Source organism: Candidatus Chlorohelix allophototropha (genome assembly GCF_030389965.1).
Lineage (GTDB): Bacteria > Chloroflexota > Chloroflexia > Chloroheliales > Chloroheliaceae > Chlorohelix > Chlorohelix allophototropha.
On the sequence record NZ_CP128401.1, the window covers coordinates 269,872 to 296,665 of the forward strand.

Sequence of the window (26,794 nt, forward strand, 5' to 3'; positions counted from 1 at the left end):
ATAATATTTTAGTATATACCTGTCGGCAGTTATCTCTGCAATCGCAGGTATATTTTTTTTGAAAGGAAGGTGTCCTTTGAAAAAGCGTTTTATTCCACTTTTAATCATCACCCTTATGCTGAGTTTGCTATTAATAACCGCATGCGCATCCTCAGACAAAACGGCTCTCTCCGCCAGTTCTGTAACAACTACAGAGGCTGTGCAAAATGCGCAGTTGGCGCAACCAACCAAAACGCGCTCTGTTGAAGCTCCAAAAAACCAACCGACTCCGAAAGCAACGCCTCAGCCGCAACCTTCGGAATCTCCCAAAGCTGGTGACACTGCTAACCAATACACATTAGAGCAGGCAATGAGCGACAATGCCCAACTCTCTACCATTGCTTTCAGTGGGCTTGCCTTTATCACCGGCAGTAGTGGTGCAGATACCTTTATGCCTCCTGGAAAAGTAGCCGATTTTTTTGGATTTCAGTATATGAGAGATGTTGATACAGCAGGCTACGGTCACAATACTACTTTTCTTAGCAAGGCAGCAAACAACGTCCTCTTTATACTGAATGACCAGCAGAAAGCAAAGCTTGTCGCGCTGGCGAAAGAGCAAGCGCCCCTTTATACCAATTTTGCCTATAACCGCTTCCCAATTATGGATGCTTTTCGAAGAAACCTAGAAGGTAAAGTCCCGACAGGCTCAAACAGTCTGAATATACAGGCGGTGGCTAGTTATACGGCAAGCCTTTACCAAACAGATGCAGACCTTAGCTATAATCGTGCAATTGTGGTGGGGTCTATAATCAGTTCGTTTACTGATGAGCAAAAGGCATATTTGGCAAAAATGCAGTTTAATAACTCGGCAACTTGGGCTGAAGTAGCTGAAGATGAGCAACTCAAAAAGAGCATGACTAATACAGAATTTGTTGCGGTAATGACCTATGCCAGCGAGTTGTTTTCTTGGTACAAGGGCAGTATTGATGCAGACGTATATTTCTGCCCTGAGCGTCACGGCACTTATTTTGGCGGGTTCTACATGAAAGATTACCCGGCAATGAACAATCCAGATTATTTTATCAGTACTTCTCTTACCGGAGATAGTGGGCAAGGGTTCTTGAATGTTCTGAATACTGAGCAACGTGCTTTGATTACTGGGATTATTGACGAGCAACGCAGCGCCCTTCAGGAAATTGCCCAAATTCGCACCACTGTTTCGACTGAACTGCGCAAGGCAATGACCGGAGGCAGTGTTGATAAGGAAATGGTTTATTCGCTCATCAAACGTTATGGAGAATTGGATGGGCAGATGTCCGCCCTTTACGCCACACGTTTCTCACAGGTCAATAAGACCCTTACCGAAACACAACGAGCCGCGCTAGTAAAATTACGGGATTTAGATGTCGTACCACAGGGTGCGTACATGTTTTCAACTCCAACGGCGATGCCGCAACTACCAAACACAGACTATATGTTTGGTATGGGTAGCGCCCCTGCAAATGCAGGACAACTGACTGCGCCTGCAAGTTTTGGGAGTACAAATGAGCCTAAGAACGCAGAAGACCCCAATAAGCCGCCACAGGGAGGTAACAAAAATACTGCTGAGCCTAAAAACACTCAAGACCCTAATAAGACACCACAGGGAGGTAATAAAGATACTACGCCCAAACCCAAGCCATAAAAAGAGCCTTTCCCTCAAGAATTGAACCCAACTTGGGGAAAGTAAACTCACGGAAGAGTCGATGATTGAACTGGCATGGTAAAACCTCAATCTAACAGAGATTAGAAGCGAGACAGAAATCATGGGGACAGTCACCGACTCTATCCATTCAGTTTTGGATGTAAGATACTAGGGAGACTACCGCAAATGCGAATGATGAGCAAAATTCTTGCAATCTGTATGTTAATAGCAATATTGAGTGCATGTGGGACGGAAAGCAACGCTACTATAAGCACATCCAATGCACTCACTAATCCTGCTACGATATCTCCTGCATTATCCTCATCTTTTGTCCTGCAAAGTAGCGAAGTTGTAGCGGGTGGTATATTACCGAAAGATTATACCTGCGATGGGACAAGCGCCACATTGCCGCTTTCCTGGAGCGGTGTACCAAATGGAACTCAAGAGTTTGCACTGATTATGCACCACATTCCAGCGACGGGCGATAGCCACTGGTACTGGACACTCTATAATATTCCCTCCACTGTTACCAGCTTAGGGCGTAACGTCATCGGTATCGGAACGCTTGGAAATAACAGCGTCAATCATAAAACTGAATATGCCCCGCCCTGTTCTAAAGGACCGGGAATGAAAGTTTATACCTATACAATTTATGCTCTCTCAGGGTCTCCCAAACTGACTGTGCCACCCGCGCAAGTCAACAGGGATACCTTGCTGGCAGCTATTAAAGACAACACCCTTGCCAGCACTACATTAAATGTCAGTTATTCCCGATAAAATAAGGGTAAAAATAATTTTTCAAACGGACAATATTTATTTTTCTGAACTAATTAATATTTGAAAGCAAGGTTACATTGATGTCAGACAAGCAAACAAATACGTGGTTGACTCGCCGCAAATTCGTCAGGATGGCGTTGTTAGCTTCTCCTGCTCTTGCGCTAATAGCGTGCGGGGAACAGCCCACCGCCACACCTCAGCCACAAACACAACAGCTACTAAATACTCCAACCTCAACCCCTCAACCTCAGCCGCAGACACAGCCTACAGCCGTATCTACTGTACAAAAATCAGATTCAAAAAAGGCGCAAACCCCCACAGCCGGTATTGTATCGGTTAATCCGGCTTTTGCTATGCCAGAATTACTAGGGCGACCAACAAATAATTCAATTGCGGTCAACATTGTACCGGTCAAAAAATTGGAATTATATGTTGAATATGGTACAGAATCGGCGAAATACACCGTACAGACCAAAACGATAATCGGCGAAGCAGCAACGCCGGTTGAAACGTTACTTGAAAACCTGCAACCTAATACACGCTACTATTACCGTGTAAGATACCGCGAACCCGGCGCAAGTTCTTTTTCAGAGGTTTTGGAAAACTCATTTGTTACACAGCGAGCTCCGGGTAGCGCCTTTATCTTTTCTATTCAAGGCGATTCGCATCCTGAGCGTCCCCAACAATTTGATGCGGATTTGTATATGCAGACGATGAAAAATGTTCAGGCGGAAGGAGCCGATTTTTTCCTTACTATAGGGGATGATTTCAGTGTAGATAAATTAAGTCCTCCTACTAAAGAGGGTGTAGAGCAGCTATACATCTATCAAAGGCAATTTCTAGCTCAAATAGGAAAAAGTTCGCCTGTATTTCTGGTAAACGGTAATCATGAACAAGCGGCAAAATATCTTTTAGATGGTACGCCAAACAATGTGGCGGTATGGGCACAAAACGCCCGCAACAAATATTTTTCGCAGCCTGCGCCTGACAACTTTTACAGTGGCGATACCCAAGCGGTGGAATTCATTGGACAGCTTAGGGATTATTACGCATGGACATGGGGCGATGCGCTGGTTGTTACGATTGACCCCTACTGGCATTCCGCTGTTCCGGTAGATAGCGTGCTTGGCGGCGGGGGCGATAAAAATATAGACCTATGGGACATAACTTTAGGAGATGCTCAATATCAATGGCTAAAGAAAACTCTCGAAGAGAGCAAAGCCAAGTATAAATTTGTTTTTACCCATCATGTGCTTGGCACCGGGCGCGGCGGAACTGATATGGCGAGTCAATATGAATGGGGCGGAAAAAATAAAAAAGGCGTTTGGGAATTTGATAAAAAACGTCCCGGCTGGGAATTGCCAATTCACCAATTGATGGCGAAAAACGGGGTTACTATCTTCTTTCAAGGGCATGACCATGTGTTCGTAAAACAGGAATTGGACGGCGTAATATACCAATCACTGCCTGAGCCTGCTGACCCCAACTATGCTTTCTATAACGCAGATGCCTATAAATCAGATGTGAAATACCCCAACACAGGGCATGTGCGGGTTTCTGTATCGGCACAGCAAGTTAAGGTTGAGTATATTAGCTCGGTTTTACCGAAAAATGAGACAAAAGAAAAGGCTAACGGGACGGTCATCTACTCATATATAGTTTTACCTAAAAACTAAGAGCAATGGAAGGCAACATTGATGTCAGATAAACAATCCCGCATGTGGGTAACTCGCCGCAAATTTGTCAGAATGGCGTTATTAGCTTCTCCCGCTATTGCGCTTATAGCTTGCGGGGAACAGCCCAATGCCACACCTCAGCCACAAACACAACAGCTACAAAATACTGCAACTTCTCAACCTCTAGCACAAAGGCAACCTACCGCCCAACCTTCTGTGCAAAAAACAGTTGCACAAACTTCCGTAGCAGGAAATGCAACAAGTTATTTTTTGGGCAAAGAACTGCTTGGGCTTATTACAGACCACTCAGTAATGGTAAAATTAATGGCGGTTAAAGAGCTTGAAGCCTACATAGAATTTGGAACAGATAGCGGAAAATACACTGCAAAAACGAATCCGGTAGTAATTGAGAAAGAAAAACCTTTTGAACTTTTAATAGATAATCTTAACGCCGATACGCAATATTATTATAGATTGCTTTACAGGATGCGAGGAGATAGCGCCTTTCTCGCCGGGAATGCCTACAGCTTTCACACACAGCGAAAGCCCGACGAAACTTTTACTTTTACAATCCAAGCCGACTCTCATCGGGATGAGAATACCAACGAGGAGCTTTACCGGAGAACGCTTGCCAACATACTGGCAGATAAACCAGATTTTCACATTGACCTTGGCGATACATTTATGACGGAAAAGTTCGCAAAAACTGAAGGAGAGGTTATTAACCGGTATGTGGAAGAAAGACAATTTTTCGACCTCATCGGTCATTCCATTCCACTTTTTCTGGTCAATGGAAATCACGAAGGTGAAAACGGATGGATGCTGAACGGTAAGGCAAATAATCTTGCGGTATGGGCTTCAAACGCTCGCAATACATATTACTTGAATCCAAAGCCTGACAGTTTTTATTCAGGAAACGGAAAAGAGGAGAATTTTGTTGGCAAGCGGGGCGGTTACTATTCATGGGAATGGGGCAATGCTTTGTTTGTGACGCTTGACCCGTTTTGGTATTCAACCAAAAAATCCAGTTCATTTGAGACAAACTGGAATTACACATTGGGCAAAGAGCAATATGACTGGTTTAAGGGCATTCTTGAAAAAAGCAAGGCTAAATATAAGTTTGTTTTTAGCCATAATCTGGTAGGGGGTTCTGATAAGGATGCCAGAGGGGGAATAGAGCCAGCAAAATACTTTGAATGGGGCGGCTTAAATAACGATGGAAGCTACGGGTTTGATAAAAACCGTGCCAGATGGGGCAAGCCAATACACCAATTAATGGTGGAGAACAAAGTAACCGCTTTTTTTCATGGGCATGACCACTTTTTTGCAAAGCAAGAATTGGATGGAATTGTATATCAGTTAGTACCACAACCCGGAAACCCCGGCTACAATAAAAAAGACCAAGGTGCGGAATATGGCTATGTAAATGGGGTTCTTATGCCTCCAGCCGGACATATACGGGTTACTGTTTCAAACTTAAATGTAACAGTGGAATATGTAAGGGCTTATCTGGCAAAAGATGAAAACAAGGACAGAAAAAATGGGGAATCAGCATACACGTATGTTATGGTGTTCGATTAGTAATTGAGAAAGATCAGGATCTGTGTAAAATTTAGTGGTAAAAGATCAAAAAGGAGAAAGTAGTGGTCAACCGGAAAGTAACTCGCCGGGGGACCATCTCACCTGCCTAAAGAATGGCGAAAGGTGATAGAATTGTCCGCTCAAATCGCTGAAAATGAAAAAAACTGCCCCCCCCTGCCACTTGGAAAGTCGAACCTTCCCAACAGAGCGAACAAAGGCGACTTGCCCACCGAGTTGAATGAATGGCTCGTTAGCAGCAGGTAGTACAATTACGCGCGAATAGCTTAAAGCAAAGTGAAATTGTGACACGAATGGGGATCTCAGAGCAGACGGTAGGTAAGGGGCTACGCTCACCTGTAGTAGACAGGACTTGGCGTAGGCTGTGCGTAAATCCAGATGCAGGCATAAGGGTTGTCCGCTGTTATACACCTTACGGAAAGCCTCGTCCAACACGCCCGGCAGCAAATGGTTATAAAGCTGCTGCCCGTAGTCCACCAGCATTTTCTCTTCTTCAGCGGGAAGGCGAGTGCGGCGCATTAGCGCGATGGTAAGTTCAACTAAAGCGGGAGCAGGGGCAGAAAAAGGCGCTTCGGCGAGGAAGCTTGGCGTTTTCTCCGGTCAGTTCATTTAGGCGTACAGTGGCGAGAGTTTCATCAACTTTTAGTTGCAAGATGGGGGGGGATTATTTCGCTCAAGTCCAACGCTCCTGTCTCTATTCCGGCTAATGGTTTAGATGTAGTTAAACCCTGTTACGGTCAGGCTGGCAGTTACTGCCTGATTCTAGCATTAAACCACTTTCAAGAAAAGTAGCTAGGCTACTACTCGTTAAAATTAGTTTAGTAGCACAGGCTGTGCAAGTTTGTCCTATTTTCATTGCCTCCACTCCCGCTATGGGTTATGATTGCCACTGGTATTTGCACCAGCTATTTTGCATATCTCGCCAAACTTGTCAGAATTATTGAAAGGAGCCAGTTTTGCTTAACCCTGCGCTACAACCTTACCTGCTAGATTGCCCTCAGTGTGGCAAGCCTTTTGAAACACAGGTGCACACGATTGTACTGCCCGGCAGCCCTGCTTTTGAGGCGCTCAAGCAAGCGGAGTTGAACCGGAGTAGCTGCCCTCACTGCGGGCAAGCTGGTTATCTGCTGGTGCCTTTTGTGCTGTACCAACCGGGGCGAGTTACCTGCTTTATTCCCCACTTTCAGGAGATGTCGGAGCAAGCACGACAGGAGTTGGTGGCACCGTTGGTGAGTATGCTCAGGCAGGTGGCAGGGGAGGAGTTTGAGGCGGAGGGGCAAGTGCAGGTCGGGGTGAGCGAAAATTACGAGACGATGGTGCAACTGGCAAGGGGCGAGGTAGGGGCAGAGGGTGAGGAAGCCGCCAAACTGCGCTATTTGATCGGTATCTTACAACTGATGTTGCAGGTTGATGCGGTGCAACTGGCTGCCCTGAAAGCGAAGCATCAGGATAAACTCCCTGCTCTGGTAGAACTGGCGGAAGGGTTTGCAGCGCAAGAGAGTGGACGTAATCCTGCCATGGTGGAAGCCTTGCAAGCGCTGGCTCTTAAATTGAAAGAGACCGCGCCAAAGGTCCAAGAGCCCTACGCTTGATGGAAGGAACAGGTAAGTACAAGCCGGTTGAAATGAGAGGCTAATTGATGCAACAAGATTTGTGTTATAAGTTATGTCAAGTTGAAGTTATTTAGCAAGCGGTGTAGGGTTGGGGAGCATAAGGAGGAAATAGTTAGAGGTTACCTCACCACAACAGCAAACGCCAATGTTTTACCGAGGTATTTGGGATAAGTTGGGTCTTGCGGGATAAGTGGACTGGACGAATCTCATGACTTGACAAACGCAAGAATCAGCTTACAATTAGACTCAGGTAGAGTACAGGCGTTCGCACCGACTACCCATTATTTCTATACCCAACCTTTTGGTCATGGGTCTAGAGCTACTCATCGAATGAATATTCGTAAGTACTAATAGTATCTCTTTGTAGAAAGATGTAAGAGAAACGACAAAGCCAGTCAGTGACTGGCAAGCTAAAACTTATAAAACAAGAAAATCCCCTCGTGCCGACCAAAGCTGTGGGGATTCTCCAACAAGTGCATAGCCCTCACAGGGAGGACTTTTATTTTCCTTTTACGCTTAAAGGATAGCATAAGTGATTCTCCATGTCAAGGGTTAGGGAGGATTTTTTATGCCTTCTTTACAGAAAAAACAGGCTCAGATTGAGGTTGCGGATAATTCTACTCCGACTTCTTCTCAATCAGAACACTTTGTGCAAATCCCGGTCAATATAATTGCGAACCCAAACCTCACGCCAGCAGCCCTCAAGCTTTACCTAGTGCTGATGGCTTACTGCGGACCCAAACCCTGTGCCTGGCCCTCTCAAGCCCGGCTGGCAGAGGAAATGCATATCACTGAAAGACGGGTGCGCGACCTGTTGAAAGAACTAACAGACGAAGGGCTGATAACGGTGGCACATCACATGGGCGCTACCAACACCTATTACGTGGATAAGCATCGGGTGAAGAAGCAGCCAGTACCACCACTACCGGTGGCCCAGCCGGAAATATATTTCCGGGGTGAGGAAGAAAATTCCCGGAGGGATAGGAAATATATTTCCGCCTATATACATGAATTAAATCATGTGTGTGAAGAGCCACTTTCTGAAATCGCTTTTAGCGAAATCGAAGATACCGATAATGCCACTCCTTTACCGGAAGTTTCTTTTCCTGCTCCTACACCAGAAACAGGAGAAATGAGAGAGATTAGAGCTTTGTTGGCACCCTCCGGTTTGTCAGAAAGCCTTATCCAAGAGTTAGCAGTATTCGTGACCAGCAAGAACCGGGACGTGGAGTATGTCAAGCGCATAGTACAGGCAAGCCAAGTATCCGGTATCCACAACCCTCCCGGTTATGTTCGCTATATGCTTTTGAACAATGCTGAACCTGTACCAGTCAAGGAGAGCAAGTCGGTCAAAGAGAGCCGAGAGCGTAAGAGCCAGCCTAAGAGTCCTGCGGCTATAGACTTTTCCAAGTACGCTCCCGGTGGTAAGTATGGCTATTTGGTGAGGGCAACGGATACGGAATCGCCTATACTGGGAGATGGCAGGGGGCGTTTTGTGCCTGAGGCGGGCAGCTACGCACCACGGCTTTAGTTTATTTTGCTGGCAAACTGGAAAAGGCGTTTGCGTGGTAGCAATGGTTCTGCTCTCGGCTTTTATGCGTAGCAGTTCAGACCAGTAGCTTGGGAAGACGAGATTGCCTACAAAAAGTGTCAAGGAGTGCTAATAACAAAAATTGGTAGCATCTCAATAATCCGAAGCAACTCGAGGTTTTCAAATGAAAATGAGCTCAATTGCAAGGCTCTACAGCACTTTTGCCACGAAAACCTGAGAGGACACACCTTAGAGGTTTTTTAGGGCGGCTAATCGCGCTAAAATATCTTCCAGAAGAAATTCGTCTGCCTCTGTTAGCTGGTTAAAATCTTGCCTGACTAATTTTTCAAGACCTTTCATAGCGTGTAGAAGACTAGAAAGAGCTTCCGGTACGTTTTTAGGCTCCTCTACATTAATGTAGAGTGCGTAACGACCCTCGCTTATTTCTTCAGCCGAGCCATATGAATCGGCATATTGATTGTGAGATAAATCACTATTCGGATACTGTATCCGATCTGTGATATTTTTCACATTAACTTGAGGGTCTTCTCCGTGCTTTTTCTGTTTCTTTTCTCCACTACTTCCTTTGGAGGACTTCAGATGCTTTTCCAACTTCTCCCGGGTGAGTTTTCCTGAAACCACTTGGTCAATCAGGCTGGTCCTTTCAGCAGGGTCGTCCACTTGGAGAAGTAGCCTCACATGGCCTAGGGTTTCTGGTTTTTTTTCCACCAACCCTCTTATATCAGGGGGTGCCTGATAGAGACCCAACCGAAGTTTTACCCATCCTTCGCCTTTTCCTACAGTTCGGGCTATCTCGGGTATAGAAAGGTTTTGCTGATCATATAGGTGTCCGATGATACTAGCTTCACCAGTAGGGGTGAGGTCTTCTCTGGAAAAGTTCTCGCTCGCCATTATCCTGGCCATTTGAGCATCCGATAAATCCACTATTCGTACCGGAAGGGTAGTAAGTCCTGCTCTCTTTGCGGCCTCTTTACGTCGGTGTCCAAAGGCCAGTTCGTATTCTTCCAAAAGACCACGCTTTCGTCTGGCAAGAAGAGCCCCGTAGAAACCGTTCTGTTGGATAGAGTTCACCAGTTCTTCCATAGCCGCTTCATTTACACTGGGTCTGGCCAAATGCTGGAATGGGTTGTCCGATAAATGATTAACAGCAACTTCTCCGATTGGCATATTCTGAGTCTCTCGTTCCAGTTCTTCTCTGAGATCTTCTCCAAACGGGCGCTCTTGTCCTTCTCTGATTTTTTCTCCACGCAACACCACTTCCCGGTTGGTGAGCTTGTTCATAGCGTTTTTAAAGTCTTTAGATGGCATCTTTTATTCTCCCTCTTAGCTCCCTACTGGTTCAGGTAGCTGTATCCTCTGGCAAATTTCATTTACCATCGTTCGATAATCCTCAGCCACGGCGCTGTCGGTTGCGTACACAGGGAGGGGGGTTGCCATCGCCTCAGACTCGCGAGCTAGGGTGGATCGCCTAATCTCGGTCTTGAAAAGATGATTAGGATAGCTTTCCTGTGCCACCTCCCGTACATTTTGCATAATCCGTGTGCGATCTACCATAGTGAGAAAAAGACCAAGGAATTGGTTGTTCGAGTTATAGTAGTTAGCGTTTTTCCTTGCCACCGCCAGTAAAGCTTTTACCGAACGGAGAGCCCAGGGACCATTTACCGGGATTAAAAACCAGTCGGAGGCAGCGAGGACGTTTACTGAGAACTTTCCTAAGTTAGGTGGGCTATCTAGAATTATGAGATCGTAATACTGACGACTAGGGCGGAGCGCCATGCTGAGCCTGAGATCGCTACCACTCTTTCCGGGTAACATCATTTCTACTTCTGCAAGATCTACTGAGGCAGGTACGAGATCTACTCCTGGATAACCAGTGGAAACTGCAACCTCGTGCGCCACGGCTTTTTCTAAGTAGAGGTCGGAGACGGTTCCATAACTAGGACCTACTTCAATATCTAGAAGGTCAATGCCTAGCTGGAGGCTCACATTGCCTTGGGGATCGTTATCTATAACAAGTACCCGGTAGCCCCTCTCTGCGAAAATAGCAGCAATGGCAGCTGCGGAGCTGCTTTTTCCAACTCCACCTTTCTGGTTACAAAGTCCTATGGTTATTCCATGGTGTGCCCCGTTCTTCATAAATTTCCCCTCCACTTCTTCCCCAATTATTTCTTCCAATTCCCGACCAGAGCGCGATTTATATTCGGCGAGGTAGGTCTTAAAACTATCGCTCTGATCATCTACCATACGTATTCCACCCACTTTTTCGGCACGGAGGATTCCTCGGTGAATAGCGGCTCTGAGAGTCGAGGTGGGAATTCGATGTTCAAGTTCAATTTCATGCAATGTCTTACGCATTCTGGTTGTACCTTTAATCTTTTGTAGATGGTATGAGTGATTTGTACCAATCATTTAACCACTCTATGGCATCCTTAAATTTTGAGGAAGGAAGCTGCTTATAGCTGGCAATGCCATAGCGTTGGTAGAGAGCCAGAAAGACACGTTGGTAGGGATTGCCTTCTTTTTGATCCCGACGTGCTAATTCCCCTGCCACCTCTTTTACTGCAAGACTAATTTCGGTGGCTTGTTCTTCAGTGAGGGCACCAACTGAGGTGCGTTCTTCCAAGTGTTTAATCCTAGTAAGGGCTTTGCCTACCACCCCTGCTGCGTTATCCACTCGCTCCTTCAATTTCTCCACTTCTTCTCTAGTAAGAAGTTGGTCTCGGGAAAGCATCTCCTGCCTATCTGATAGGTAGCTCTGCTGTTGTTCAAGTGCAAGCTGTTCATCTGCTAGTTGCACTAGAGCCAGCCCGATTTCGCGGAGGCTTACTAGGTTTTGAAAAGAAGCAGAAAGGCTGGGTTCCGGGGCTAGTTCCCTTAAAAAGGCCTCATATACCTTTTGTACCACCCACTTTTTATATGCTTTCAGTTTATCTTGCAGCTCCGGTTTTACTTTACCTATCGTTATCCCAGCTAGCCAGTAGGGAACTACTTCTAGCCGTAAGAACTGTATATCGCGTAAACCTTGGGTTGTTTCCACTGGGAACTCTTGTAGTTCTTCTGCAAGGGACTCTTCACGTTTTATACGACGTATCTGAGCAGCACGATCCAGGCCTAAATATTCGCATAACACATTAACAGGTAAGAAAATAGCCCCATCTTCCAAACGATAAGCGGGCAGATTGTCTTCCAGTATCTGCACTTCTTTTCTATCACGAATTTTGAGAGGAGTTTGTTGAATGTCATTCTGACTCATGTCTTTTTCCTCTGTTTAATGGGTGCCATTATGGCACCCATTCGCTGGTAATTATTTTTTAAGGTTTGATGGTTTGAAACGAAATCGTTGCAAATATTATAGCAACGGAAACGTTGCATGTCAAGAGAGTCTCAAATAAATTTTTGCACTCTGCTGAGATATGGTGGATTAGGTAACTCATAATCAGTTGACTTGGTGGTCATGTTTCAATTCTAAATCTTGGGGTAAATTTAAAGTGATTGAACAGTTCGCTCTTTGTTTTTCTCTGCCACAAACCGCATAGCAATTCCTACAATTTCGAGAAATGAAACCTGCGTTGGAATAGCGGGGAGAAAACTTCCTACTACGCTGATTGTCGTTATTTGGAAATATGCCAAATACAATTTATCCAGACAAACTGGGTCATTCCAAATGATTCGTAACAGTTCAGACCAAAAGCTTGGGAAGGGGAGGATGCCCACAAAAAGTGTCAAGGAGCGCAACCAACAAGTTTTCACCTTGCTTTTTCATGGTGGAAAGGTAGCCTCTTATCCGACAAAAGAAGCTGGCACCTTCCTGGCTGCGAAAACAACCTGAAACTTTTTGTTGCACTTTAACCATCCGAATATCACGCTCGGCTAAATTGTTATCAAAAGGCACGTCAAAACGGTAGGCAAACAGCAGCACTTGATGACGCTGTTTATCCAGCCGATCCAGTAAGTTCTTAGGCTTGCTCTGCCGGGGCTTGCCCCGTTTTCCACAAGGCCAACCACCCTCCGGAGGAGGATTAGCTGCCAGACCCTGTGTGATCAATTGCTGGTAGCGCTCTTCGAAATGCGCTAACCGTGCACTGCTTAAACTGGTTTCAGACCTGGCCTTGGCGACTTCCACTTCTTCTTTCAAGTCCACAAGAAGGGTGGTGAACTCAGCCGCCCACGCCTGCTTGAGTTGTTCGTGGACAAAAGCAAGTTCCCTGAGATGATGGGCGTTACACAGACCGTGGGTACAGGCATAGCGCAGATAGTTAGACCAACCGTCGTGGATCGCTACTCCCTGGAAAGTCGGTAAAATCCCAATCTCGTCCGTGGCTTTACTACCACGCCGTAAATGGTGAGCATAGTGGGTTAAGTAAAGGGTGCTGGCTACGTGCAACCAGTGGCGCTTGCCTTCTACATACAACCCGGTTTCATCGCAATGTAACACTTTGGCCTGGGTAAGCGCTGTCTTGATGGTTTTTTCTGGCTCAGCCAATTGCTCGTAGCACTCCGCTATCATATTGACCAAACTGCCGGGTGAAAGACTTTCGCTGTAGATTTCATTAAGTAGCTCGCACACCCGGGCATAAGGCAGCAGTTGATAAGTGATCAGGTAAACTGCCAGAGCCCGAAACCCAGGTCCGTATTGCACCCAATTCTTGACGGACTGCGGGAATTTGGCTTTGGTAACAGTCTGACAAGTAGGACACTTTTTGCTGTAAGTGCGGTGTTCGGTGACGTGCAGTTTGAGTTGAGTAGGCAGCTCAAAAACCTGACGAGGCTCGAAGTGAGGTAGCGCTGCTTCTTTGGTTAAGTCAGTCTGGCACTTTTCACAGGTGGTGGGCAGATGCGCAATCACTGCATCTGGGTTTTCGCTTTGTTTAAGAGCCTGACCCTCGTGACCAGGTTGACCACCCGGTTTCTTACCGGTGGATTTACGCAAGCTGCGTTTTTTGGGCGAGCGCTTAAACCCGTCGGAAGAGGGTGGTTTTGATGAATTATGGCTATCTTGAGAGAGCCGGGCTTCAAGGGTTTGAATTCGCTCTATCAGTTGGGTAACCAAGGCATCCCGTGAAGTCAGTTGTTCTCGCAATTGGGCATTTTCTATTCTAAGTTGTTCTAGTTCTTGCGCAGGTGTCATTATTTTAGTCTACCAGCCTCGTCAACTGACCCTGGCTGATTTGTTACAATGATTCAATGTTTAGGAATTGAGGATAGCCCGATTTGCAAGAAGGAAAAAAGCCCGGTTTATACCGGGCTTTACTGCTTGACTCAGTTTCAGGAAATACCGAGATACTGCTGGAACCATGCTACCTGAGCCTGTCCCGCCATAAGCTCGCTATGAGGGCTGCTGAGACCATGTCCTTCCTGATCAAAAAGCAACATGTTGGTAGCTGTACCGTTAGCTGCTACCTGATCGTGGAAGTTAACCGCAAGTTGGTAGGGCAGGAAATTTTTAGTAGCATCAAAAATTAGTAAGGGGGTTTTGATACGGTAGGCGTTATAGAAGGGCGAATCTTTTATATATTCATTCGGGTCAGAGGTAGGGGTACTACCCATTATGTAGGAAACAAGTGGAGTAAAGCCAAACTCCCACTCGTTATTAAAATCTAGAAGGGTACACTGAGTGTTGGCGGCAGCATATAGGTCGGGATATCGACTGATACTCTGGCTGGTGAAATAGCCCCCGTAAGAGCAACCGGTAATTCCGGTTTTGGTCTGAGAAGTATAACCACGTGAAAGCGCCTGACGCATTACTTCAGCCCCCTCGTCAATATCAAGTTGACCAAAGTTGTGGTTATCATACAGAGCATTTTGAAAAGCTGCCCCAAAGCCATCGCGACCAGAGAAAGGTACAAATAATAGCGCCATTCCAAATTGCGGCAACAGGTTAAAGGGATATTCCACAGAAGTACCGAAAATATTGACGTAGGCATCACCGAATGGTCCGCCATCCTGCCATAGCACCAGCGGCACATTTTTAGGTGGGAACTCGGCATTGGCAGCCTGAATAATATAACCATTCCGCTTCTGGCCGTTAGCAAGAGTGAAATCAACGGGGTCTACGCGCACTTTACTCAAATCAACCAGCTTATTATTGTTAAAGGTAAGCTGAGTAAGACCACTACCGTCCCAGTTGATTCGGAAAACCTCTGGCACTTGTAGGAAGGAAGAGAAGGTGAAAACTATCTGGCGGGTGCGCTCATTGGCGACAAAATTAGTAACCGCGCCATCGGGAATCGGTAACTTACGGAACTCGCCAGTGGCTTTATTATGGTAGAAAAGGGCGTGGTTAGTACCACGTTTTGCCAGCGTAATAACTTCATCAGGGGCTACAAAATTTGGGTAAGAGAATAAGGAAGTGTTGGTTTCCTCACTTTCAAAGCTAGAAAGGAGTTTCCCGTCCGCCGTATAGTAGCGATGGTAAGAACTCTGGCTAAAAAAGTAGGAAGGATACTGGCGACCAGCCAGATGGCTAGGAACCGCCATTTTTACCAATAATGTCTGCCCATCGGTAGACCAAGAAAGATTGCCAGCAAAACCATCTCCATTTCCATCAACCGCCTTGAGGGCATTAGGTCTGATTGAGTTAGCGTTAAAATCAACCAAGTCAATAGTATCATTCTGGAAAAATGGATTCTTGTCAGGTGGTAACTGCCCCAAAGTATCTTGAGTAGCTTTATCCGACAGATAATTCCCAGTACGTCCCAATTCGGGAATAGTTTTGCGGGATATTGCCAACTTCGTTCCAGTAGGTGTCCAACTTATCCCGGTCAGACCACTTCCTTCCGGCAACGCATAGAGTGGGGTGATCTGACCATTTGCCAGATCCAGACTCAGAAGCATCAGTGATGGGGCAGCAAACTGAAGGGTGGTAATGTCCTTGGACTCGCCCCATTTAGTCGGCGTTGCTGCTTGGAAAGTTTTGTGAACTACTTGATCGAAAGGTGACACCAGCGGGTTTGAGAGAGGCTCGTAAGCAACTTCATCAGCTAGGCTGGAAGAGGTAGAGCCTTTGGTCTGAGCTACCAGCAGGAGTCGCGAACCGTTTGGTGCCATAGATAGCGGGTAACCGGGTAAGCCCACTTTCTGGATTGCACCCTTGCCACTAGTGCGGTTAATGGTAACTAGTACCGGTGCATCTCCTATAGAAGAAATGAAACCCAACGTATCAGGATTTAGCCAAACAGGTGTGGTCAAAGGATTGGGGGGGAATTCACCACCCACCGAAACCGGGATAGTTGAGCCGTCCTGAGTATTTAAGAAAACCAATTGGGGACCCATTGGATTGGTGAAAAGTAGCATCATGCTTTTCCCGTCTGGGCTGAGATTGCTCTGAATATAAGGAGTGGTAACGTTCTGCAAAGCTTCAATCTTATCCTTGTTGGAAGAAATAACAACCGATTGATCTTGCGAAATCGGTATCATAGCAGCCATTACCAATGACTGGCTGCACAATAAAAAAAACAGAGCAATGAGACTAAACCAACGAATTCGACGCATTTAGTTTCTCCCTTTCTTTACCTTGCTAAAAGTTGGAAGTGTTAATGGGCTAGGACTCAACGCGATCAGTTGAAATTTAGACAAACGAGACAACAAGAAGTGATCCGCTATAAGCAAATTTAGAGCAACCTAGCTCGCTAGCAGTGGAGGCTAATTTGGTGATTGCTGCCCATGCACGCTTTTTGAGTGGTTGCCCTAATTATTCAATTATTCGAGCGCTACCCCGGCGGATTTGTTGAGGGTGAAACGAGCGAGGTTGTTAGCACAAAGAATTTGAGCGAGTTGTCGCAAAGTGGCGTGCTCTTCTGGTTATCTACACTGATCTTTAGCCTGACGGCGCACAAACGGCGGTGAAAATAGGCTGAGAAACGCGGACTCAACTCAACTTATTTTCCAAAGAACATCAAGCATGTGAAGGATAAAGATTAATTTCAACTATTATCTCTAATATCTGAGAGCATATACGACTTTATTATTAATTTTATAATTATTTCTGAGTATTTCAATACGTTTAATATGTATAAATATTTATTTCCTTATACATTTCAGCTGTATAGCGGGTAAAACAAATAATAGTTGAGTTATATTTTTGATGTTTCCTCATAATATTTGGATAAACTTGCATAGAAATATAGACAAAAACGCCATGAATATTGTATTATAGCTTCATCATCTTTCGCTTCAGCAATTTAATTACATTCTGTAACTAAACTACTACCCAGAAATAAAACCCCTCGGAATGGGGTAAAAACCAATAGAATATATCCCATCGGTTTACCTACAGAAGCGCTGTATATCAAATTACAGCCTACTTTATATAATATAAAGGTAAATTTCCCCTAGCTAGGTATAAGAAGTATGGCTCAAATCAAAAATAAAGAACTAGTAGCCAGACAAATTAAAGATGGACTGCGGGCAATCGCCTCTCACACTACCAAAACAGTGGAACGGGTAGACCAAGATATTGCGCCCCAACTTGCCATTGAAGCCCGCACCCTTAAAAGCTGGAAAACCCCCAGCGCTATCCCGGATAACATTGATGAAGACAAACTTCTAGGACTGATATGGTTGATACTGGAACACGGTGGGCTGAGTTTAGCTTGGCTTACTACTTTACTCTCGGCTACTTCTTTACCGGTAGTTGACCCTCCCACGCCTAGTTGGGTACGCTCTTATCTTAAAATAGCTAGAGTGGCAAGTGGCGCAGGAAGTACTCCTTTGTCAGAAAGTGCTATCGAAAGAACCATTGAACACCTTTTCTATAACGGTATTACTGGCATTCCTTCTTCTCCCGCCTCCACCCACCTCCTAGAATTTCCAGATGGGATAATGTCGCCGGAATCCCCTTTCTACATCGAACGTGCCTCTGATACTGTGGCTTTAAATACGCTTAAGTCGCAGGGCGCTGCCCTAGTAATTAAAGCCCCTCGGCAGATGGGTAAAAGCTCTTTACTTTTGCGGATTTCTAGATTGGCGGAAAAACTGGAGAAGCGGGTGGTTCTTATGGATTGCCAACGCTTTGACAAAGCCGCCCTAACTAATCCTGATCTGTTTTATCGACTTTTTTGTGGTTGGCTGGGTAATCTTCTGAAGCTGGATAATCGAGTAGAAGAATTCTGGTCTGAATTTCCGGGAAATATCCAACATTGCAGTAACTATTTAGAGGAGTATCTGCTCCCCGAACTAAATTCCCCGCTTGTGCTGGCTATGGATGAGGTGGATCATCTATTCGATACACCCTTTCGTTCCGATTTTTTTGGAATGCTCAGGAGTTGGCATAATGCTCGACAGTTGAGCCATATCTGGAAGAATCTGGATTTGGTATTGGTAACCTCCACCCAGCCTTACCAGTTTGTGCAGGATTTGAATCAATCTCCCTTTAACGTGGGGATAATATTGGAATTGGAAGATTTTACGCCGGGACAGGTAGCCGAACTCAACCGACGACACGGTTACCCCTTTCTAGCAGAAGAAGAAGCGAAACTAATAGAGCTAACCGGAGGGCAACCCTATCTGACGCGGCAGGCTTTATATATGGTAGCCAACGGGAGTTATACCCCTGACCGACTGTTTGAGAAAGCAAATGATGAGTATGGTCCTTTTGGAGAACATCTCCGCTACTACTTTCAACGCTTGCATCATAACCCTCAATTGGTAGAGGGCTTACGCACTACTATTCTTGCCAACACCTGCTCTGACGAAACCACTTTCTGGAGATTACAAGGAGCGGGACTGGTGAGGCGGCATGGAAAAAAAGTAATACCCCGCTGCAAACTATATAACGACTACTTTAGAGAGAGGCTATTATGACATTTCACTACCAAGGTGGTGGCACTCTTTCACCGGATAGCGAACTATATATCTCCCGGCAGGCTGATAAAGAACTTTTGGAATTATGCCAGAAATCCCAGTTCACCTATATTTTAGCGCCTCGGCAAATTGGCAAATCCAGCCTAATGCTTCGCACTGCTCAGAAGCTTTCGCTTGAAGGAATAAAGGTAGTTAAACTTGATCTCACCCGGTTGGGTACACAGGTAGAAGCCGAAGGCTGGTATTATGGATTTATGTATGAGGTGCGAAAACAGCTTGAGTTGAAATTAAAGCTGAGTGAATGGTGGGAAGAGAATAAGAACCTGAGTCTAGCACAGCGTCTTACCCTTTTCTTTGAAGAGGTACTTCTTTGTGAAGTAACTGCCCCGGTGATTATTTTTGTAGATGAAATTGATACTACCCTCAGTCTCTCTTTTACTGACGATTTCTTTGCGAGTATTCGAGGGTTATATGTAGCACGTGCCGGTAATCCTGAGCTTAAGCGGCTTTCTTTTGTACTGATAGGGGTGGCTACTCCCGGAGACCTTATCCGTGACCCCAAACGCACCCCCTTTAATATCGGGCAACGGGTAGAAATGACCGATTTTACCTTTGAGGAAGCCTTACCTCTAGCAGGTGGTTTAGGTTTGCCAAATGTCGAAGCTCAGGAAACCTTAAAAAGCATATTGGAGTGGACGGGAGGGCATCCCTATCTAACCCAGAGACTTTGTCAGGTTATGGCAGAACAGAGCATGAGCAAAGCCAATTCACAAATTGGGGCTAATCTAAATACAACCCCCATAGTGGTAGCCAAAACTTTTCTGGGAGAGAAAAGCGAAGAGGACAATAATCTACAATTTGTGCGGGACATGTTAACCCGCCGCGCCCCTGACCTTTTACAAGTGCTGAGTACCTATCGGGAAGTAAGACGAGCAAAAGAGGTGCTAGACCAGGAACAATCCATAGTAAAATCTCACTTAAAACTTTCGGGTGTAGTAAAACGGGAACGTGGAAGGCTACTGGTAAGGAACCAAATCTATAAGACAGTATTTGACGAAAAGTGGATAAAAGAACATCTACCGATCAATTGGGCTAAAAGGCTCAAGCAAGCGCTGGGAGTGATTGCAGCCACATTATTACTGGCATTAATAATGGGAGGGTTGGCAATCTACGCTTTTATCCAGCAGGACGAAGCGGGTAAACAAGCAGATGAAGCCAATAAGCAGCGCAACACCGCTGAAACCAGAAGGATTGAGGCTGAAACTGCTCGAAACCAGTCGGATCGCTTACTGCGTGGGACAGAAGCGCAAGCGCTGGCATTTCGCTCTCAAACTCAGACCGACCCGGAATTGGCTTTGTTACTAACCATTGAAGCCGCCCAGCGCATTCAAGATGGCAAACTGGAAGATAGTGGAGGACAGGTGGAAGCGGCGTTGCGCCAAGCTCTGGCAAATTACACCCCGAATATTGCCCTGCGCAGCCCGGCTACCGCAACGAACAGTGTTGCATTCAGCCCGGATGGAAAGCGACTGGTGGTAGCCGGAAATGACGGTTATGCCAGAGTGTATGAGACAGGTACTAATAAAGAAATTATGTCATTGGGCGGGAAGTTCGGATCAGTCTATATGGCGAAATATAGCCCCGATGGCAGTATGGTCGCTACCGCCGATGCCGAAGGCAATACCATCTTTTATGAAACGGCCAGCGGGAAGCAGTTGGGAGACATAATAACTTGCCAATGTTTTTTCAACCAGATGGCTTTCAGTCCCGATGGTAAAATGCTGGCGGAAGGCCCGGGTAATCGCACCGCTCGAATACTCGACCCTATTGGCGGAAAAGTGTTATGGGAACAATTTGATGCAGGTGGTATCTATAGTCCGGTGTTCAGCCCGAACGGAAAATGGCTGGCAATAGCGAGTGGGAACCTCTTATTCCTGTGGGATCTTACCAGTGGCACTATTCCACCGAAAGAACCTTATCATATAACCATAGGGTTTAAGACTTTAGTTACGACAAGCGCAATTTTCAGTCCGGATAGCCGCTGGCTGATTCTAACCAGCACAGATTTTACTGCCCGAATCATTGATACTACCACCGGAAAGTATGTCGCTACCCTAAAACATAATGGCTTTGTGAATAATGCCGTATTTACCCCGGATGGCAAACAGGTTTTAACCGCCAGCAGCGATAAAACCGTTAAAGTCTGGGAGACCGAAAGCGGCAAAGAACTGCTCACCTTCCAGAACCATACCTCGGCGGTACAGGATGTGATTCTAAGCCCCGACGGTAAATTGGCAATTAGCACGGGCAATGACACCACCATCCGGGTGTGGGATTATGTCAGCGGCAAGGAGGTGACGGTGTTGAGAGGGCACGCTAGTACGGTGGCGAGTGCGCCAAATCATGCCGGATTAAGTTTTAGTCCGGACGGGAAATGGCTGGCTTCCACCAGCAGCGATGGCACTGCCAGATTGTGGGACTGGGAAGCGCTTTCACAGAAACGCTTGATCTTAAACCCCAATACCGATCGTTTATTAAGCGCCAGTTATAGCCCGGATGGTAAAACCGTATTTACGGTAGCAAATAATAACCCACCGCGTCTGTTCGATAGCGCCAGCGGCAAACAACTTCTAACCCTTCAAGGATTCTTAACCAATGGTCTCGGAATGCTCCAGTTTTACCCTTCAGAAGTGAGCCCGGATGGCAAATTGGCAGTTACTTCAGGTGGGTTTAACGATCAATCAACCCGGATTTGGGAAGTGGCTACCGGCAAAGAATTAGGTTTTCTCGATGGCGCTGCTTACACCGATTATGTGCTTGCCAAGAATAGCCTTATTTACGCAGATGTGAGGAAAGACCTGACCATTGAAATTCGGGATTTGGAAAAAGATTCGATATTACAAGGGGGCTTGAAAGGGCATCAGGCTGAAATAACCGGAATGGCTTTCAGCCCCGATTATAAGCTTTTGGGTTCAGCCAGCAAGGATCAAACCGCACGCATTTGGGAAGTGGCTACCGGCAAAGAGGTGGCGGTTTTGAAAGGGCATAACGGGGCAGTTACGGGAATTGAGTTCAGTCCCGATGGAAAATATGTGGTCACCGCCGGAGAGGACAAGACCCTACGCTTGTGGGATACAACAAACTGGCAAGAAGTAAGAGTTATCCGGGGACATACGGCTGAGATCAGCAGTGTAGCCTTCAGTCCAGACGGTCAGACCGTTATTTCAGGAAGCGCTGACAAAACAGCGCGTATCTGGGAAGTGGCAAGCGGCAAGGAACTGCTGGTACTCAGTGGACACAGCGGGGGGATAACCAGTCTTGCGGTAAGCGAGGATGGCAAACGGATTGCTACTGCCAGCGAGGATGGAACTGCCAGAGTGTGGGATGCCGCCAATGGTACAGAACAAATGGCGCTGAGGGGGCATAGCGGGGCAGTAACCGCCGTATTTTTCAAGCCAGACGGGAGCCGGATCTATACCGGAGGGGCAGACAAAACCCTTCGGTTGTGGGACAGCGCCAGTGGTAAGGAAATGAAAATAACCACTGGCTTCACCAAACCCATCAAGCGTCTCTATACCTGCGCAACTTTTAAGGCTATTATGGAATCTGGCACTCCCGTTGATCAACCAATTGAAGACCCGGTCTGGGTGGTAAACGATGAAGTGTGGCGAATTTTCGATTTGTACTATGGCTATGGTTATGGATGGGTTCCCTTTGTTCCTACCTATACCGGCGCAATTTTCAGCCCGGACAGTAAATTGGTTGCCACCGGAGGGAGTGATGGGGTAGTGCGGTTGTGGGACAGCGCTACCGGAAAGTTGGTGCGCACCCTGGAAGGGCATACAAATGGAGTGCTTTTAACGGGAAATGGCGGTTTCAGCCCGGATGGGCAACGAATTGTGGCAGGTGGGGGTGATAGTATCGCAATAGTGTGGGAGGTGGTTAGCGGTAAGCAACTCCTGACCCTGACCGGTCATAGCGATGGAGTTACGAATGCCACTTTCAGCCCAGACGGCAAGTTAATCGTCACCGCCGGGGCAGATAATACCGCCCGTGTCTGGGATGCAACTACGGGTAAGCAGTTGCTGGTATTGAAAGGTCACACCGGAGCATTAAATACTGCTCGTTTCAGCCCGGATGGCAAGTTTATTATAACCGCCAGCGCGGATAGTACTGCCCGCATCTGGGATACTGCATCTGGACAGTTGCTGGCGATAGTACTTGGGCATAACGGCCCGGTGAGCGATGCCAACTTCAGCCCGGATGGGAAAAACATCTTGACCGCCAGCGAAGATTTCACTGCCATCATTCAACCCTGCGATATTTGCGGTAGCTTTTCCCAAGCGCTGGAGCAAGCTAAAAATACCGTCACCCGTTCCCTCACCCCCGATGAAAAAGCCCAATTCGGGATAGCGACTGCGGCTGTTTTACCACTCAACCCAGTATCTCGCTGGAGTAGAAAACAAGAAAGAGCTTGATGGAGGTTTATTTTATGAGGTGTGTCCATTTTCGATTTGGTTTAAGTTTAGTATTATGCTGCTGGAGATGACCGGGTTATCCTAGTCTGGAAGGCTTGAATGAACTCTATGCGTTTAGCACATTGATTAGGCGGAAAACTAAAACTTGTGAAAGCGTTGGGAGTGGGATTAAATTGTCAGCCCTATTTGACTACCTGTAATGGCTATTGCCATTAATTAAGAAATGCACCAAAAGTCTCCGCATCTGCGCCACGTATACAATACACCGCCCTTAAATAAAAAGCCTGACAACCTACTAACGCCCATCGTAACGCTGTTGTGAGAAGGGGAGCGGATAACGACACCTAGTAAGAGAACTCTTAACCATCAAATACCGTCACATACTGAGGTAGCGGTCCTTTTTACCCCAACAGTCGCACGAACACATGCGCTATTACTGACATCATCATACCGACTTGTACCGCACCTTGTTTAAAAGACTGCTAGTTAATGTTGACCCTGCGTTCACTGGAATTTAACCTCACAATGCTATAATTGAATAATCATTCTAAAATACAGGTTAGAATCTTAAACTCATTGAATCCAGCTTGCACCCCAGTCATACCAAAGATTTAAGAACCTGTAAAGCCAGCCAAAGAACAGGATGCCAGCATTAAGCCCCGTCAATTTAAGTAATAAGTTGTATTAGAACTATGCTACTGATTTCAGCTTGGTGGTGAGTTTTATTTCCATGAGGGGGAAATGAAAACACTAATTGTTAAATGTACCAAGCTAACAGTCCCAAAGAAAGGTAAGCTTGGAGCATTTCGTATGCTACCAGATTTGCCTATACCTATTAACGTTGCTTAAACAGGAGGGTGAAGGGTATGACGGAGTTAGCTATCAGCTCATCAAAACGGTTACGTTTCGCAGCGCTTGCCATGCTTTGGATTATGGCAATTCTACTACTGTTTGGGTTAGTAGCCGTACCCACCAAGGCGGCAGGTTCCTTTATTGTTACCACCACAGCAGATACCTCTGACAGTAATATTGGAGACGGGAATTGCGCCGATAACAACGGCAAATGTTCCTTAAGAGCGGCTATAGAACAAGCGAACGCTCTTGGTGCAGGTAGCATCAGTCTCTCGGTTGCTACCTATACTCTAGCCACCCAAAATAAGTTGTTTATTTCACCGGGTGTAAGTATCAATATAACTGGAACAGATAGAAGCGCCACCATTATTGACGGCACTAATGACCTTGCCCATCCCTTTAACATTTTCGAGTTAGGTAGCAATGCCCATCTCACTCTGGACGGAGTAACTGTAACCAGAGCGATAGGTGCAGGTAATTTAGGGGGCGCTATTAACAGTTTCAGCGCCACTTTGGATTTAAGGAACTGCGTTTTCTCAAATAACACTAACCCCACTGGCACTGGCGGGGCTATATTTTCCGGCGATGGGGGCGTACTAAATATTACCAATTGCATTTTCGATGGTAATAAGACTTTCTCCAACAATGGAGGCGCTTTAAGCACAAGCCGGAGCGCGGTGACTATTAAGGATAGCACTTTCCAGAATAACCGCGCAGAAACAGCCCCCGACAACGGATGGCCCTCATCGGGTGGCGCTATGTGGGTATATGAGAGTAATTCGCTTTCCGGTAGCAATGTCAAAGCTGTAATTGATCATACCAGCTTTATCAATAATAGCGCTAGCAACACCGGTGGCGCAATTGCCGCTAATAACAACGATCTTTTCATCCAAAATGGCTCCCAATTTTTAGGTAATCAAGCCCAAATGGGAGGGGGTGCGCTGGATTTAAGAAATAACAACTATGGGGACGCTTCCGGAAAGGGCAGCGTGAGCATAACAGCTACAACCTTCACCAATAACCTCGTGACTACTGCCGTTGACCCTAATACCAATACGAATCCAAGTGGCGGTGCCATCAGTGCATTTGGTTTAGACATTGGTATTCATAACAGTACTTTCATAGGAAATACTGCTACTTTTGCAGGGGGCGCAATTAGTGGAAATAACTATAACCTTACAGTGGAGAACTCCACTTTTGAGAGTAATGTGGCAGAACGGGGTGCGGGCGCTATTTTCTTTACGGACTACACTTTCCCCGGAGCCCTACAGGGTAATCTGGTAATTACTGGCAGCACTTTCAAAACCAACCACGAAACCAAAACAGGTAGTGGTACAAATGATTTCTATCCTTTTGGGGGGGCGCTTTCTATTATGAATGCCCCTGCCAGTATTAGCAATAGCACCTTCAGTGGCAACACTGCACTAGAACCGGGGGGCGCGATCCATTTTAATTCAGCTGGTTTACTGTCCCTAAATATATATGGTTCTACTTTTAATGGGAATACCTCCGAAAGAAGCGGTGGCGCAATCAATGGATGGGGCAAAACGAATATAACCAACAGCACCTTCAGCGGCAACATCGGCGGTTCCGGAGCTGCTATAAATACCCGTGACGATGTAGCAACTGTGTTGAATTCCACCATTAGCGGTAACCGTTCAATCTCAGGACAGGGAGGTGGCATTAGCGCTAATGGAAACGTGCTAACATTCCAAAATACAATTCTGGCAAATAACACGGGTGGTAACTGTTACGGTTCCGTCACCAGCGCCGGAAATAACCTACAATATGGCGACAGTTCCTGCCCCAATACGCTTAATCAGAATCCTAAGCTTGACCCGAACGGCTTACAAGATAACGGCGGTCTTACCCAAACTATAGCCCTTCTTGGTGGTAGTCCGGCTATAGATAGCGGGAATAATTCCACTTGCCCGGCAGTAGATCAACGCGGAGTATCCCGAAACGGTCCCTGTGACATTGGCGCGTATGAATATACTGGTGGATTTGTCACCGGAGGAGGCTGGATCAACTCTCCTGTTGGTGCTTGCAACCTCTCAGCCGCCTGCCAGAATGCTACCGGCAAAGCGAACTTCGGTTTCAATGCCAAGTACAAGAAAGACGCAACAATACCGGAGGGTAATACCGAGTTCCAATTTAGTCCTGGGAACCTGAACTTCAAGGCCACTAGTTATCAGTGGTTGGTGCTAGCGGGAGCCAAAGCTCAATTCAAGGGCAGCGGAACCATCAACGGCAACGGCAATTACGACTTTATAGTAACCGTTATTGACGGAAAGCTTAGCAGCAGCGGGGTGGATAAGTTCCGCATCAAAATCTGGGACAAAGTTACTGGGTTAGTAATTTATGATAACCAGATGGGTGCAGCAGACGATGTAGAACCTTCGACCACAGTAGGAGGTGGCAGCATTGTCATACATAAGAGTTAGAACCTGCCTTATTAGGCTCAAGGCACTGAGACCTTTTGAGGTTGGGTAGCCCATGTAAAACACGTTCTTATTGATTGTTTGCGTGCCTAATTCGTAACAGTACAGCCAGCCTCAGTTGACAAGGTTGGCTGTATTGTTACTTAATTCTCTCACTAATCCTAGTGCCATCAAGTAACTTGACATAAATATTTATAAATTTCTTTCCCCCCCAATAGGGCTTTCTCAATATTAAGGCAGTAACATTATTTTGGCTTCCTTTTCTCTTTGACAAACCAACTTTCAAAGAGTTATTGTTATTTCTGGCTTTAAGAAGCCTCCAAACCGGGCTTCCCTTAAAAA

The 26,794-nt window shown here is 46.2% G+C and carries 15 protein-coding genes; 9 read left to right on the forward strand and 6 right to left on the reverse strand.

Features of this window, described 5'->3' with window-relative positions; translation table 11 throughout:
- Positions 1-76: 76 nt before the first annotated feature.
- The 4 genes from OZ401_RS24285 (at position 77) to OZ401_RS24300 (ending at position 5,697) form a co-directional block, all read left to right on the forward strand.
- The gene (locus OZ401_RS24285) at positions 77-1,663 is read left to right on the forward strand and encodes a hypothetical protein (protein ID WP_341471924.1); all 1,587 of its coding nucleotides are present in this window, start codon (positions 77-79) and stop codon (positions 1,661-1,663) included.
- A 186-nt stretch (positions 1,664-1,849) separates the two neighbouring features.
- Positions 1,850-2,440, forward strand: coding sequence for a YbhB/YbcL family Raf kinase inhibitor-like protein (locus OZ401_RS24290; protein WP_341471925.1), 591 nt, complete (start codon positions 1,850-1,852; stop codon positions 2,438-2,440).
- Positions 2,441-2,520: 80 nt separating this feature from the next.
- On the forward strand, positions 2,521-4,116 hold the full coding sequence (locus tag OZ401_RS24295; RefSeq protein WP_341471926.1) for a metallophosphoesterase family protein: 1,596 nt from the start codon (positions 2,521-2,523) through the stop codon (positions 4,114-4,116).
- Between the two features lie 21 nt (positions 4,117-4,137).
- The gene (locus tag OZ401_RS24300) at positions 4,138-5,697 is read left to right on the forward strand and encodes a metallophosphoesterase family protein (protein ID WP_341471927.1); all 1,560 of its coding nucleotides are present in this window, start codon (positions 4,138-4,140) and stop codon (positions 5,695-5,697) included.
- Between the two features lie 66 nt (positions 5,698-5,763).
- Here the strand turns inward: OZ401_RS24300 and OZ401_RS24305 are convergent, their stop codons facing one another.
- A complete protein-coding gene (locus tag OZ401_RS24305) occupies positions 5,764-6,198 on the reverse strand; it encodes a hypothetical protein (RefSeq protein ID WP_341471928.1) in 435 nt (144 codons plus the stop codon).
- A gap of 473 nt (positions 6,199-6,671) precedes the next feature.
- Between OZ401_RS24305 and OZ401_RS24310 the strand changes: the two genes are divergently transcribed.
- Positions 6,672-7,307, forward strand: a complete 636-nt coding sequence (locus OZ401_RS24310; protein ID WP_341471929.1) for a CpXC domain-containing protein — start codon at positions 6,672-6,674, stop codon at positions 7,305-7,307.
- A gap of 589 nt (positions 7,308-7,896) precedes the next feature.
- On the forward strand, positions 7,897-8,859 hold the full coding sequence (locus OZ401_RS24315) for a helix-turn-helix domain-containing protein (RefSeq protein WP_341471930.1): 963 nt from the start codon (positions 7,897-7,899) through the stop codon (positions 8,857-8,859).
- Positions 8,860-9,108: 249 nt separating this feature from the next.
- Here the strand turns inward: OZ401_RS24315 and OZ401_RS24320 are convergent, their stop codons facing one another.
- The 5 genes from OZ401_RS24320 to OZ401_RS24340 form a co-directional block, all read right to left on the reverse strand.
- Positions 9,109-10,188: a ParB/RepB/Spo0J family partition protein gene (locus OZ401_RS24320; RefSeq protein WP_341471931.1), complete on the reverse strand. Its 1,080-nt coding sequence runs from the start codon at positions 10,186-10,188 to the stop codon at positions 9,109-9,111.
- A 15-nt stretch (positions 10,189-10,203) separates the two neighbouring features.
- A complete protein-coding gene (locus tag OZ401_RS24325) occupies positions 10,204-11,235 on the reverse strand; it encodes a ParA family protein (protein WP_341471932.1) in 1,032 nt (343 codons plus the stop codon).
- 13 nt (positions 11,236-11,248) lie between these two features.
- On the reverse strand, positions 11,249-12,133 hold the full coding sequence (locus OZ401_RS24330) for a phage antirepressor N-terminal domain-containing protein (RefSeq protein WP_341471933.1): 885 nt from the start codon (positions 12,131-12,133) through the stop codon (positions 11,249-11,251).
- 426 nt (positions 12,134-12,559) lie between these two features.
- A complete protein-coding gene (gene tnpC, locus OZ401_RS24335) occupies positions 12,560-14,008 on the reverse strand; it encodes an IS66 family transposase (protein WP_341471934.1) in 1,449 nt (482 codons plus the stop codon).
- 137 nt (positions 14,009-14,145) lie between these two features.
- Positions 14,146-16,371: an alpha/beta hydrolase family protein gene (locus tag OZ401_RS24340; RefSeq protein ID WP_341471935.1), complete on the reverse strand. Its 2,226-nt coding sequence runs from the start codon at positions 16,369-16,371 to the stop codon at positions 14,146-14,148.
- Positions 16,372-17,229: 858 nt separating this feature from the next.
- Between OZ401_RS24340 and OZ401_RS24345 the strand changes: the two genes are divergently transcribed.
- From OZ401_RS24345 to OZ401_RS24355, 3 genes are all read left to right on the forward strand, one after another.
- Positions 17,230-18,681 carry an AAA-like domain-containing protein gene (locus OZ401_RS24345; RefSeq protein ID WP_341471936.1) on the forward strand — a complete coding sequence of 484 codons (1,452 nt, stop codon included), beginning with the start codon at positions 17,230-17,232 and terminating at the stop codon, positions 18,679-18,681.
- Positions 18,678-23,159 carry an AAA-like domain-containing protein gene (locus OZ401_RS24350; RefSeq protein WP_341471937.1) on the forward strand — a complete coding sequence of 1,494 codons (4,482 nt, stop codon included), beginning with the start codon at positions 18,678-18,680 and terminating at the stop codon, positions 23,157-23,159. The genes OZ401_RS24345 and OZ401_RS24350 overlap by 4 nt, the downstream gene beginning before the upstream one ends.
- Positions 23,160-24,025: 866 nt before the next feature.
- The gene (locus OZ401_RS24355) at positions 24,026-26,455 is read left to right on the forward strand and encodes a choice-of-anchor Q domain-containing protein (RefSeq protein ID WP_341471938.1); all 2,430 of its coding nucleotides are present in this window, start codon (positions 24,026-24,028) and stop codon (positions 26,453-26,455) included.
- Positions 26,456-26,794 lie beyond the last annotated feature (339 nt).